This window comes from Microbacterium sp. 5K110 (assembly GCF_005774735.1).
Lineage (GTDB): Bacteria > Actinomycetota > Actinomycetes > Actinomycetales > Microbacteriaceae > Microbacterium.
The window spans coordinates 32,273-44,293 of sequence record NZ_VBUM01000020.1; the positions used below are offsets into that span (position 1 = coordinate 32,273).

Below are 12,021 nucleotides of genomic sequence, written 5' to 3' on the forward strand. Positions count from 1 at the left end.
ATCCCCACCACCCATACGAAACGCACGAGAGATACGGAAACACTCACATGACGAACAAGCGACACCTCACCACGACCCTCGCGCTCGGCGCCGTCAGCGCGCTCGCGCTCGCCGGCTGCGCGAGCGGCAACCAGGCCGAGGGCGGCACCGGCGGATCGGGCGACAAGGGCACGATCACGCTCGGCTTCCTCCCCTCCTGGACCGACGGCCTCAGCACCGCGTACCTGCTCGAGGACCAGCTCGAGAAGCTCGGCTACACGGTCCAGATGCAGACCCTCACCGAGGCCGGCCCGCTGTACACCGGGCTCGCCCAGGGCGACGTCGACATCTACCCCTCGGCGTGGCCGGAGCTCACGCACAAGTCGTACATGGACCAGTACGGCGACAAGATCGAGGACCTCGGCGCGTACTACGACAACGCCAAGCTCACGATCGCGGTGCCCAGCTACGTCGACATCGACTCGATCGACCAGCTGAAGGACAACGCCGCGCGCTTCGACGGCCGCATCTACGGCATCGAGCCGGGGGCGGGTCTGACCAAGCAGACGCAGGAGAGCATGCTGCCCGGCTACGGCCTGGACGGCGACTTCGAGCTCGTGACCTCGTCGACCGCGGCGATGCTCACCGAGCTCGACAACGCCATCGCGGCGCAGAAGGACATCGTCGTGACGCTGTGGCGCCCGTTCTGGGCCAACGACGCGTACGACGTGAAGGACCTCGAAGACCCCCAGGGCCTGATGGGCGACCCCGAGAAGCTCCACTTCCTCGGCACGGCCGGCTTCGCGGAGACGTACCCGGATGCCGCCGAGCTCATCGCCGGCATCCAGCTCGACGACGCGCAGTACGGCTCGCTCGAAGACCTCGTGGTCAACGAGTACGGCGAGGGCCGTGAGGCCGAGGCCGTGGACGCGTGGCTGAAGCAGAACCCCGAGGCGTTCTCGACGCAGCGCAACTGACGTCCCGCCTTCGAAGGCCCCTTCCGCCCGACGGCGGAGGGGGCCTTTCGCGCGGGCGGCGCTCAGCCGATCGCGTGGGCGGCGCTGAAGCGCGTGCGGAAGCCGGGGTGCCCGGCCGGCATGGCGAGCACCGAGTCGGGTGTGCGCCCGACCAACTGCGGGAAGCCGGAATCCGCGACGAGGTCGTCGTCGAGCGCCTCGAGCTCGGCCGTGACGAGCGGCCACGGCTCGTGCGTGTTCGCCGCCCAGATCGTTCGACCGAGGTGCCGTTCGTGGAACCCCCAGCGCGCCGTGAGGAACCGTGACAGCGGGGTGTCGACGGGGTCGGTGCCCAACCGTGCACGCAGGCGGGTTCCCGGATGCCGTCCGCCGTGGCGGCGCGACCGGTACTCGATGCGCGCGCCGTCGGTCCGCACCCCGGCCCGGGCCCAACGGTACGGGAGGCCGAACAGCGCGCGGGCCGCGAGCACCGGGGCGAGGTGCTCGGCCTCGAGCGTGCGGAAGACGACTCCGCGCCGCCCCGCGTCGTCGACCGCGTACGTGCGCACGTTGATCTCGGTGAAGGTGCCGACCAGTGGCACGGGCGGGAGGGGCAGGAACCGGAACTCGCTCAGCACGAACGGCACGAGCCCCACCCACGCCGAACCGTCGTGCACGTCTGGCCGGGTGCCCGGTGGCAGGAGCGGGGCCACGTCGGCGGGGTCGACGCGCCAGTGGACGAACACGGCGCGGTTCCACCGCTGCTCGATGACGGCGCGGCCCGGAAGGGCGGGGGAGTGGCGTTCGAGGGTCACGGGGGGATTCTCGCCCCGGCGCCTGTGCACGGAGGGAGACTGGACACATGCCCTCGTCGTCTGCTGCGGATCCCCGGCTCGTGGCATCCATCCGCTCCCTCTTGGCGGCGCGGGCCGAGGGGGCGACGATCTGCCCGTCCGAGGTGGCTCGTGCCGTGGGCGGAGACGAGTGGCGCGCCCTCATGCCGTCGGCGCGGGATGCCGCGCGCGTCCTCGCCGAGGAGGGTGAGGTCGAGGTGACCCAGCGGGGCGAGGTCGTCGACGTGACGACGGCGCGCGGACCCGTGCGGATCCGCCGCACACGCTGAGGCGGCGAGTCAGACGGCGGGCTCCGGCGGGGTGCCGGATGCCGAACGCGGAAGCTCGAGAGCGACCTTCTTCTCGAGCTCCTCGACGGCTTCGTCGCTCAGCCAGATGAGGCCATCGAGCTCCTGCCGCACGCGGCGATACGCGACCTGCCGTTCATTCGGCGTGGCCGCCTGGTCGACGGCGACGCCGAGCAGCTGCTGCGCGGTATCGAGGCGTTTGCGCTCGTCGGGAGTGAACGCGGCGGCCTTGACGCGTCGTGCGTCGCGCTCGGCGACCTCGAACGCGACCTCGTAGTCGGTCACGGCGTCGCGGTACTCCTTCGCCCGCTCCGGCGAGGAGGTCTCTCCCGGTGCCGGGCGCAGGGTGTCCGCGACCTTCTTGGCCCGGAGGAACGCGGCGGTCAGCGGCTGCCGCCCGTCGCTCATCGCGGGGTACGCGATGAGCTTGGACACGTCCAGCTCGTAGTCCAGCCAGCGGTGGGTGACGTCGTCGTGGCGGGCCTGCACGCGCGAGAGATCGTCGGAGACGGGAGTCGGCGCGGCCGCGGCAGGCGGGGCGGAAGCGGATGCCGGCAGCCCGCCGCTCTGCGCGCGCATGAGCTCGAGCTGCTCGCGGTGGCGACGGCGGGCCGAGAGCTCGCGCTGCTTGTTCACGGTGCCGATGGCGCCCATCGTCATGCCGAACAGCGGGAAGACGAGCCACCAGTAGTTGCCGGCGAACTCCGCGATTTCGTTCACGCCGCCACGCTACGCGTCCGGGTCGTTCTTGCGCGCGCGCTTCGCGTGACGGTCGTTCCACGATCGGGCCGCCGCCCGGCCCATGTTCTCCATCGACCAGGTGAGCGCGCGCTGCGCCGTCTCGGCCCAGTCCGAGGCCACACGCCCCCAGGCGTCGGTGCCGTCCGCATCGGGGCGGTCGTCGCGACCGCGGCGTGCGGCGCGCTCGGCGCGCTCGAAGGCGTGACCGAGCTGACGGACGGCGTCGCGGTACGCGAGGAAATCGGCCGGCTCCAGACGGGAGTCGACCGCGGTGGGGCGCAGCCACTGGGCCCGCTCCTGTGCGCGCAGGAAGTCGGCCAGGAGGGGCGAGCGCGAGTCGCTCATCGCCGGGAAGTCGATTGCGAGTGCCGGGTCGGTCTCGTACGCCATCCACCGCACGAGGATCGTGTCGTGCTCGTGGAACAGCCGGGCCACGGGCAAGGGGGCGCTGCCCGAGCGGATCGCGGGGAGCATCGCCTTGGCGGCCTTGACCCCGGCCCGGCGGGCACGCACCTCCGCGGCGGCGGCCCGCAGCTCGCGCTGCGCGGCGGTGAGTCGGGAGCGCGCGGCTGCGACGGCGTCGGACGACACCCGGGATGCCGCGCGCTCGGCCTGGGCGCGGACGACCTCCGCGTCCGCGACCTTCACTTCGGCGCGGCCCCGGGTCACGGCGTGACGGGCGGTCTGCAGGTCGAGGAGGGCGGCATCCAGCTCGAGGCGTCGGGCCGCGGTCTTGCTCAACGGCCGGTTCGCCCACGTCCGTGCGGCGCGATCCGAGGTCGAGGCCCCGGCCGGGAGGGCGCGCTGCCGCGAGCGGCGCACACCGATCCAGCCGACGGTGCCGGCACCGGCCGCAGCGGGGCCGATCCACCACCACTCGGCGATCAGCGCCACGAGCGGTTCCACGTCTCCATGCTACGTCGGCGGCCCGCGAGCGCGCCCGGGAGAGCGGGACGGGGGCGGGGATGTGAGATCGTTTCGGAGTGAGACACCGTCGACGGGCGCCGGTCTGAGCGTCAGCCGAAGATCAGCGAGAGCACCGTCGCGCCGCCGCCGGTGAGCACGAGCGCGGCGATCACGACCCAGGCGGTGATCTTGACGCGGCGCTGACGTCGCTCGTCGAACCCGGCCATGTCGTCGTCGTGGTCGGTCATCGCGCGACTCCTTTCGTGCCGCGGTGCTCCGCGGGGGTCATCAGGTTCTCGTACGGCGGTGCGCCGCGGCTGCCCGGCGCCGTGGGGCCGGGCCCGCGGGGTCAGGCGACGGGCTCGGCGACCGTCGGGCCGAACACGGCCGGCAGCGTCTCGGTCGACAGGCGGCGCAGCTCGGACACCGGGACGGTGAAGACGTCCTGGATCTCGAGCGTGGCCTCGGTGCCCGGCTCCACGTCGGCGACGCCGATGCGCAGCACGGGGTAGCCGCGACCGTCGCAGAGGCCCCGGAACTTCACGTCCTCTTCGCGCGGCACGCTCACGAGCACGCGGCCGGTGGACTCGCTGAACAGGGCGGCCGTGGCATCCACGCCGTCGCGCTCCATGAGCTCGGTGATCCAGACGCGGGCGCCGACGCCGAAGCGCATGACGCCCTCGGCGAGGGCCTGCGCGAGACCGCCGGACGACAGGTCGTGCGCGCTCGAGACGAGCGACTGGGACCCCGCGGCCTGCAGGAGCTCGGCGAGCTTGCGCTCCTGCGCCAGGTCGACCTTGGGCGGACGGCCGCCGAGGTGGTCGTGGATCGTCCCGGCCCACTGCGAACCGTCGAGCTCGTCGGCGGTGACGCCCAGCAGGTAGAGGTTCTCGCCGGCATCCTGCCATCCGCTCGGGATGCGCGCGGCGACGTCGTCGATGATGCCCATGACACCCACGACGGGGGTCGGGTGGATCGGCTGGTCGCCGGTCTGGTTGTAGAACGAGACGTTGCCGCCGGTGACCGGGATGCCGAGCTCGAGGCATCCATCGGAGAGACCCTCGACGGCCTGACTGAACTGCCACATGACCTCAGGGTTCTCGGGGCTGCCGAAGTTCAGGCAGTCGGTGACCGCGGTGGGCACGGCGCCGGTGACGGCGACGTTGCGGTACGCCTCGGCGAGGGCGAGCTTCGCTCCGTTGTAGGGGTCGAGCTGGCAGTAGCGGCCGTTGCAGTCGGTGGCGATCGCGAAGCCGAGCCCGCTCTCTTCGTCGACGCGGATCATGCCGGCGTCGTCGGGGAAGCTCAGGGCCGTGTTGCCGAGCACGTAGTAGTCGTACTGGTTGGTGATCCACGACGTGTCGGCGAGGTTCGGGCTCGCGACGAGGGTGGTGAACTGGTCGCGCAGCGCGTCATTGTCGGCGGCACGGGGCAGCTTCGCGGCCGAGTCCGCGTTGAGCGCGTCGATCCAGGTCGGGTAGGCGACCGGGCGCTCGTAGACGGGGCCGTCGACCGCGACGGTCGAGGGGTCGACATCGACGATGCGCTCGCCGTACCAGTCGATGACGAGGCGGCCGTCGCCGGTGACCTCGCCGAGGACGCTCGTCTCGACGTCCCACTTGCCGACGACGGCGAGGAACGCGTCCAGCTTCTCGGGCGCGACGATCGCCATCATGCGCTCCTGCGACTCCGACATGAGGATCTCTTCGGGCGTGAGCGACGGGTCGCGCAGCAGCACCTTCGACAGCTCGACCTTCATGCCGCTGTTGCCGTTCGCAGCCAGCTCGCTCGTGGCGCACGAGATGCCCGCGGCACCCAGGTCTTGAATGGCCTCGACGAGGTCGTCGCGGTACAGCTCGAGGCAGCACTCGATGAGCACCTTCTCGGCGAACGGGTCGCCGACCTGGACCGCGGGACGCTTGGTGGGTCCGCCGTCGGCGAAGGTGTCGGATGCCAGGATGCTGGCGCCGCCGATGCCGTCGCCGCCCGTGCGGGCACCGAACAGCACGACCTTATTGCCCGCGCCGGAAGCGTTGGCGAGCTTGAGGTCTTCGTGGCGGAGGACGCCGACTGCGAGGGCGTTCACGAGCGGGTTGCCCTGGTAGACGGAGTCGAACACCGTCTCGCCACCGATGTTCGGCAGCCCGAGGCAGTTCCCGTAGAACGAGATGCCGCTCGTGACGCCGTGCACGACGCGCGGGGTGTCGGGGTGGTCGATGGCGCCGAAGCGCAGCTGGTCCATGACGGCGACCGGGCGCGCGCCCATCGAGATGATGTCGCGCACGATGCCGCCGACGCCGGTCGCGGCGCCCTGGAACGGCTCGATGTAGCTGGGGTGGTTGTGCGACTCGACCTTGAACGTGACCGCCCAGCCGTCCCCCACGTCGACGACGCCGGCGTTCTGGCCCATGCCGACCATGAGGCGGGTCTTCATCTCGTCGCTGACCTTCTGGCCGAACTGGTGCAGGTAGATCTTGCTCGACTTGTAGGAGCAATGCTCGCTCCACATGACCGAGTACATCGCCAGCTCACCGCTCGTGGGGCGGCGGCCGAGGATCTCGCGGATCTGGGCGTACTCGTCGTCCTTGAGGCCGAGGGCGCCGTACGGCTGGTCCTTCTCGGGCGTGGCGATCGCGTTCTCGACCGTGTCGGCCAGGGCCGTGCGGTGGGCGGGTGCGGCGGATTCGGGTGAGTGGGTCACGCGGCTGAGCTCCAAGAATCGCGGGGGCCGGACGGAGTCAGTCTAGTTGGGCGGGTGATCCCGGTCTGCCGCGCGGCCTGGCCCCGGGCCGCAACCTCAGTGATGTGCACGACCTCAGCCACGTCGCGGGACATCGGGCTGGAGTTGTGCGAATCGCCGAGGTTGTGCTGCGGCCGCTAGGCGGTCTTCGCCACTCGCACGCGCAGGCTCTTCATCAGCGGCTGGTCGCTCTGGCGGCTGTAGTCGTCGGGGCCGAGGAGCACGTTCATCTCGGGGAAGTACCCGGCGGCGCTGCCGCGCGGGGTGTCGTACTGCAGCGCGCGGAACGCCGTGACGCTGCGCACCGACCCGTCGCGCGAGGTCGCGACGATGTCGACGAGGTCGCCCTCGGCGATGCCGCGCTCCTTCATGTCCTTCCGATTCATGAAGATGAGCTCGCGGATGTTGCGGACGCCGCGGTACCGATCGTCGGCCGAGTAGATCGTGGTGTTCCACTGATCGTGCGAGCGCATGGTCTGCAGCACCAGCACGTCGGAGTCGGCGGGGATGACGTCGGGGAGCTCGGCGAGCGAGAACTCGGCCTTGCCCGACGGCGTCCGGAAGTCGCGCTCGCGCGCGGGCTGCGGGATGCGGAAGCCCCAGTGCTGGCGGACGAGCTCGTTGAAGCCCTCGAACCCGGGCAGCACCTTCGCCATGGTGTCGCGGATGCGGTCGTAGTCGCCGACGTACCACTCCCACGGCGTCTGCGAGTCGGGCATCGCCGCCCGCGCGATGCGCGCGATGATCGCGGGCTCGCTGAGCAGGTGCGGTGATGCGGGCTTGCGCGACCCGAGCGAGAGCATGACGGAGCTCATGGCATCCTCGGTCGAGATCGACTGCGGCCCCGACTCCTGCTCGTCGCGCTCGGTGCGTCCGAGGCAGGGGAGGATCAGCGCCTCTTTTCCGTGGGTGAGGTGGCTGCGGTTCAGCTTCGTGCTGACGTGCACGGTGAGGTCGCAGCGGCTCATGCCCTCGGCGGTGAGCGCGGTGTCGGGAGCGGCGCGCACGAAGTTGCCGCCCATGCCGACGAACACCTTCAGGTCGCCGCGGTGCAGGGCCGCGACGGTGTGCACGGTGTCGAGTCCGGGATCGCGGGGCGAACGGATGCCGCACACCTCGTCGAGCTTCGCGAGCCACGCCTCCGTGGGCTTGTGGTTGATGCCGCACGTGCGGTTGCCCTGGACGTTGCTGTGGCCGCGCACGGGCGAGGGGCCGGTGCCCAGGCGCCCGACGTTGCCGCGGAGGAGCAGCAGGTTGACGATCTCGCGGACGGTGTCGACGCCGTGCTCGTGCTGGCTGACGCCGAGGCACCAGCTGATCACGGTGCGGTCGGCGGCGAGGTAGACGCCGGCGGCGGCGCGGATCTCGGTCTCGGTCAAGCCCGACTGGGTGACGAGGTCGTCCCACGCGGTGGCCTCGACGAGGGCGCGGTACTCGTCGAATCCATGCGTGTAGCCCTCGACGAACGCGCGGTCGAGCACCGAGGGGTCGGTCTCGGCGGCCTCGAACACGACCTTGGCCATGCCGCGCACGAGCGCGAGGTCGCCCCCGGGCCGCACCTGGAGGTTCATCGTGCTCGTGGGGTGGTCGGTGAACGTCGCCATGTCGACGATTTCGTGCGGCACGATCGTGCGGGTGGCCGCGACCTCGCGGAGCGGGTTCACGTGCACGACCTGGGCGCCGCGCTCGACCGCCTCGGCGAGGCTCGTGAGCATGCGTGGGGCGTTCGACGCGGCGTTGACGCCCAGCACGAACAGCGCGTCGCAGTTCTGCCAGTCCTCGAGGTCGGCGGTGCCCTTGGGCGTGGCGAGGGATGCCGTGAGCCCCCGGCCCGAGCCCTCGTGGCACATGTTCGAGCAGTCGGGGAGGTTGTTCGTGCCGAGCTCGCGCGCGAACAGCTGGTACAGGAACGAGGCTTCGTTGCTCAAGCGTCCGGAGGTGTAGAACGCCGCCTGATCCGGGCTGTCGAGGCCTCGGAGGTGCTGCCCGATGAGGCGGAACGCGTCGTTCCACGAGATCGGCACGTAGTGGTCGGTCGCGGCGTCGTACGCCATCGGACCCACCAGGCGTCCGGCATCCTCGAGGGCGAAGTCGGTCCACTCGGCGAGTTCCGTGACCGAGTGCTCGGCGAAGAACTCCTTGCCCACACGCTTGTGGGTCATCTCCCACGTGACGTGCTTGATGCCGTTCTCGCAGATGTCGAGGGCGACGCCCTTGTCGTCGGGCCACGCGCACCCGGGGCAGTCGAAACCGCTCTTCGGATGGTTCATCGTGAACATCGCCTTGGTGCCGGCGACCGGCTGACGCTGCTCGAGCAGCACCTTGCCCACGGTGAGCGCCGCGCCCCACCCGGCGGCGGGGTGCGTGTACTCGCCGGTGCTCGACCAGTCGCCCGAGACGGCGGGGCCGAGGCCCCCCTGGCGCGGTGCGTCTTTCATCAGCCCGAACGCGTCACCCATGCTCACCCTCCGATGATCTCGGCGCCGAGTCGATGGCATCCATGCTCCGAGCGCCCTCGGGTCAGCGTACGCCCGACGCCTCCTCGAGGGAGGGGGTTGTGGACGGCGCGGCGACACGGTCGGCGCGCGTGTAGAGGTTCATGCTGCCGCCGCGGACGAACCCGGCCACGGTGAGACCGGCGCGCTCGGCGAGCTCGACCGCGAGCGACGACGGGGCCGAGACGGCGGAGAGGATCGGGATGCCGGCCATCACCGCCTTCTGCACGAGCTCGAAGCTCACGCGTCCCGACACCTGCAGCACGGTTCCGCGCAGCGGCAGCCGATCGTTCAACACCGCCCAACCGACCACTTTGTCGACGGCGTTGTGCCGACCGACGTCTTCGCGCACGACGAGCATCTCGCCGCAAGCGACATCGAACAGGGCGGCGGCGTGCAGCCCCCCGGTCTTTTCGAACACCTTCTGCCCCTCGCGGAGCCGGTCCGGCAGCGCCGCGAGATCTTCGGCCGGGATCCGGATGCCGTCTTCCGACACGTCGTACGACGACACCTTCTCCACCGCCTCGATGGATGCCGTTCCGCACACGCCGCACGAACTGGTCGTGTAGAAGTTGCGCGCGATATCGGGCGAGGGGAGCGCCACTCCGGGCGCCAGGGTCAGGTCGAGGACGTTGTAGGTGTTGCCGTCGGCGCCGCCCGTGCCGGGGCCGCCGCAGTGGATGGCGCGCGCGAACTGGTCGCCGCGGTGGATCACGCCCTCGGACACCAGGAACCCGGCGGCGAGCTCGACGTCGTGGCCGGGGGTGCGCATCGTCACCGACAGCGGCGCCCCCGCGACACGGATCTCGAGCGGTTCCTCGACGGCGATGGCATCCGGTCGCGTCCGGTTCACCCCATCGAGGGTGATGCGGGTGACGCGGCGCGAGGCGGTGAGGCGGCCCACGTCAGAACCGTCGCTGCGAGGTGGGGGACATGCGTCGAGCGTACGCCCGGGTCGCCGGGCGCGGCCCGTGTCGGAGCCGTGTGGTGGAATGGCTGCGAACGGGACGCCGGAGGAGGAGCATGTCAGCGAGAGCGGGACGCGCCCGCCGCGCCGCGCGCGGAGTCTCCGCCGCCGTGCTCGCGACCTTCGTCGCGACCCTCTCGCACTCCGTCGCCGCGGGTGACCTCCCCGCCGCGCTGAACGTCGTGCTCGCCGTCAGCCTCGCCGCGCCCCTGTGCGTCGCCCTCGTCGGGCGCACCGTGTCGTGGGTCCGGCTCACGGCCGCCATCGCGACGAGTCAACTGCTGTTCCACTCCCTGCTGGCCCTCGATCTGAGCGGGACGGGTGTGCCGGTGGGCGCCTCGCACCACGGCGGCGCCGTCGCGCTCGCCGAGGCCGCGGCATCCGGGCACGCGCACATGCTCACGGGCACCGAATCGCCGTGGATGTGGGCCGCGCACGCCCTCGCCGCGGCGGTCACCGTCGTGGCGCTCGGCTCGGGGGAACGCGCGCTGCGCACTGTCGCGGGGCTGATGGTCGACACGTTCCGGGCTCTCGTCCCGGTGCGGGAACCGCGCCCGGTCGCGGTGCCGCGCCTGCGGCCCGAGCCGCCGCTGCTCACGGCCTCGATGACCGTGCTTTCCGGGATGAGGCACCGGGGTCCGCCGCTCGCGGCCTGACTCCGACTCTCCTCACCCTTCGCGCTCGGGCGTGCCTTCACGCCTGCGCACTCTCAGAAAGCAGCAGCCATGTCCCGTAAGACCCTGCGCGCCCTCGTGGGCGCCACCGCCGGCCTCGCGCTCGCCGTCGGCATTCCCCTGGCGGCGTCCGCCCACGTCACCGTCAACCCCAACACCGCGACTCCGGGCACGTACGCCACGGTCAACTTCCGTGTGCCCACCGAGTCCGCGACCGCCTCCACGGTCAAGGTCGAAGTGACCCTGCCCACCGACACCCCCTTCACGGCCGTCCTCGTGCAGCCCGTGCCCGGGTGGACAGCGACCGTCGAGAAGGGGGCGCTGCCGGCGCCCGTCGAGGTGGACGGCAACACCATCAGCGACGGTCCGCTGAAGATCGTCTGGCAGGCCGACCCCGGCGTGGGCATCGGTCAGGACCAGTTCCAGATGTTCTCGGCCGTGCTCGGGCCCGTGCCCGACACCGGTCACGTCGTGCTCCCCGCCGTGCAGACGTACTCCGACGGCGAGGTCGTGAACTGGGCCGCGACGCCCGATGAGGTCGCCGCGGACGACACCCTCGAACCGGCACCGGTGCTGTACATCACCGACACTCCGCCGGCATCCGGTCACGGAGCCGGTCACAGCACCGCCACGCCGGCGCCTTCGGACGACCACGGCGCGGCCGAGGCCTCGACGACGACCGACGGTTCGGCCGGCGCAGCCCTGGGTCTCAGCATCGCGGCGCTCGTGATCGGCATCGGCGGCGCCGTGCTCGGCGCCCTCGCCTTCGCCCGCCGTCCGAAGAAGGCCTGACCGTGGGTGCGCCCACGGGGGCTGCGCGTCGGGTCCGCGGACGCGGTGCGGTCGCCGCCCTGATCGTCGCCGCCGCCGTGGGCGCGTTCGGCGGGGCTCAGGCCGCGTCCGCGCACGACAGCCTCGTCTCGTCGACGCCGTCGGCGGACGAGACCGTGTCCACGGCATCCGAGGTGGAGCTGACTTTCAGCGCCAACCTCCTCGGCGCGGACGGCGGCAACGAGGTCATCGTCGTCGGCCCCGACTCCCGCCACTACGAGACGGACTGCACGGCGCTCGCCGGTCCGACGCTGACCACCCCGGTCCAGCTCGGCCCCGCGGGCGAATACCAGGTGACCTGGCGGGCGGTCTCGTCCGACGGGCACCCGGTCTCGGGCACGTATGAGTTCGCCTACGCCCCCGCCGCGGGCGCGCCGGCCGCCCCGGGAGCGGAGACTTCGCCGTGCGCGAAGGTCGCCGCCGACCAGTCGGCGCCGGCGACGGATGCCACGGCCCCCGCGTCCGGCCCGTCCGGGCTCGTGATCGGCCTGGGCGTCGGAGGCGTCGCGGTGATCGCGGTCGGTGTCGTGGTGTTCCTGTTGGTGCGGACGCGTCGGGGGGACGACTCCGACGACGAGTGAGGGGGCGGGG

At 71.6% G+C, this 12,021-nt stretch carries 12 protein-coding genes; 5 read left to right on the forward strand and 7 right to left on the reverse strand.

Annotated elements, in window-relative coordinates:
- Window positions 1-47: 47 nt before the first annotated feature.
- Window positions 48-956, forward strand: a complete 909-nt coding sequence (locus FE256_RS06975) for a glycine betaine ABC transporter substrate-binding protein (protein ID WP_138174133.1) — start codon at window positions 48-50, stop codon at window positions 954-956.
- Between the two features lie 62 nt (window positions 957-1,018).
- Here the strand turns inward: FE256_RS06975 and FE256_RS06980 are convergent, their stop codons facing one another.
- A complete protein-coding gene (locus FE256_RS06980) occupies window positions 1,019-1,750 on the reverse strand; it encodes a YqjF family protein (protein ID WP_252370932.1) in 732 nt (243 codons plus the stop codon).
- A gap of 47 nt (window positions 1,751-1,797) precedes the next feature.
- On the opposite strand from FE256_RS06980, the gene FE256_RS06985 reads away from it, so the two are divergent.
- Window positions 1,798-2,058 carry a DUF3253 domain-containing protein gene (locus FE256_RS06985; protein ID WP_138174137.1) on the forward strand — a complete coding sequence of 87 codons (261 nt, stop codon included), beginning with the start codon at window positions 1,798-1,800 and terminating at the stop codon, window positions 2,056-2,058.
- 9 nt (window positions 2,059-2,067) lie between these two features.
- On the opposite strand, the gene FE256_RS06990 is transcribed toward FE256_RS06985, so the two are convergent.
- The 6 genes from FE256_RS06990 to fdhD all read right to left on the reverse strand — a co-directional run bounded on the left by FE256_RS06990 (window position 2,068) and on the right by fdhD (window position 9,862).
- Entirely contained in the window at window positions 2,068-2,796 is a 729-nt protein-coding gene (locus tag FE256_RS06990; protein ID WP_138174139.1) for a hypothetical protein, read from the reverse strand.
- 9 nt (window positions 2,797-2,805) lie between these two features.
- The gene (locus FE256_RS06995; protein ID WP_138174141.1) at window positions 2,806-3,723 is read right to left on the reverse strand and encodes a hypothetical protein; all 918 of its coding nucleotides are present in this window, start codon (window positions 3,721-3,723) and stop codon (window positions 2,806-2,808) included.
- Between the two features lie 110 nt (window positions 3,724-3,833).
- The gene (locus FE256_RS18140) at window positions 3,834-3,971 is read right to left on the reverse strand and encodes a hypothetical protein (protein WP_171024245.1); all 138 of its coding nucleotides are present in this window, start codon (window positions 3,969-3,971) and stop codon (window positions 3,834-3,836) included.
- 101 nt (window positions 3,972-4,072) lie between these two features.
- On the reverse strand, window positions 4,073-6,424 hold the full coding sequence (gene purL / locus FE256_RS07000; protein WP_171024246.1) for a phosphoribosylformylglycinamidine synthase subunit PurL: 2,352 nt from the start codon (window positions 6,422-6,424) through the stop codon (window positions 4,073-4,075).
- Window positions 6,425-6,600: 176 nt separating this feature from the next.
- Entirely contained in the window at window positions 6,601-8,922 is a 2,322-nt protein-coding gene (locus FE256_RS07005) for an FdhF/YdeP family oxidoreductase (RefSeq protein ID WP_138174157.1), read from the reverse strand.
- 61 nt (window positions 8,923-8,983) lie between these two features.
- The gene (fdhD, locus tag FE256_RS07010; protein ID WP_138174143.1) at window positions 8,984-9,862 is read right to left on the reverse strand and encodes a formate dehydrogenase accessory sulfurtransferase FdhD; all 879 of its coding nucleotides are present in this window, start codon (window positions 9,860-9,862) and stop codon (window positions 8,984-8,986) included.
- A 119-nt stretch (window positions 9,863-9,981) separates the two neighbouring features.
- Between fdhD and FE256_RS07015 the strand changes: the two genes are divergently transcribed.
- The 3 genes from FE256_RS07015 (at window position 9,982) to FE256_RS07025 (ending at window position 12,011) form a co-directional block, all read left to right on the forward strand.
- A complete protein-coding gene (locus FE256_RS07015) occupies window positions 9,982-10,581 on the forward strand; it encodes a hypothetical protein (protein WP_138174145.1) in 600 nt (199 codons plus the stop codon).
- 69 nt (window positions 10,582-10,650) lie between these two features.
- Window positions 10,651-11,391 (forward strand): YcnI family copper-binding membrane protein, encoded by a 741-nt coding sequence (locus tag FE256_RS07020; protein ID WP_138174147.1) that lies wholly within the window; start codon window positions 10,651-10,653, stop codon window positions 11,389-11,391.
- A gap of 2 nt (window positions 11,392-11,393) precedes the next feature.
- Window positions 11,394-12,011 carry a copper resistance CopC family protein gene (locus FE256_RS07025; RefSeq protein WP_138174149.1) on the forward strand — a complete coding sequence of 206 codons (618 nt, stop codon included), beginning with the start codon at window positions 11,394-11,396 and terminating at the stop codon, window positions 12,009-12,011.
- The last annotated feature ends 10 nt before the right edge of the window (window positions 12,012-12,021 follow it).

Coding starts and splice junctions, on each gene's coding strand:
- FE256_RS07005 (WP_138174157.1), bottom strand. CDS start 8,922: ATGGGTGACGCGTTCGGGCTGATGAAAGACGCACCGCGCCAGGGGGGC.
- FE256_RS06985 (WP_138174137.1), top strand. CDS start 1,798: ATGCCCTCGTCGTCTGCTGCGGATCCCCGGCTCGTGGCATCCATCCGC.
- FE256_RS18140 (WP_171024245.1), bottom strand. CDS start 3,971: ATGACCGACCACGACGACGACATGGCCGGGTTCGACGAGCGACGTCAG.
- FE256_RS07015 (WP_138174145.1), top strand. CDS start 9,982: ATGTCAGCGAGAGCGGGACGCGCCCGCCGCGCCGCGCGCGGAGTCTCC.
- FE256_RS07020 (WP_138174147.1), top strand. CDS start 10,651: ATGTCCCGTAAGACCCTGCGCGCCCTCGTGGGCGCCACCGCCGGCCTC.
- FE256_RS06975 (WP_138174133.1), top strand. CDS start 48: ATGACGAACAAGCGACACCTCACCACGACCCTCGCGCTCGGCGCCGTC.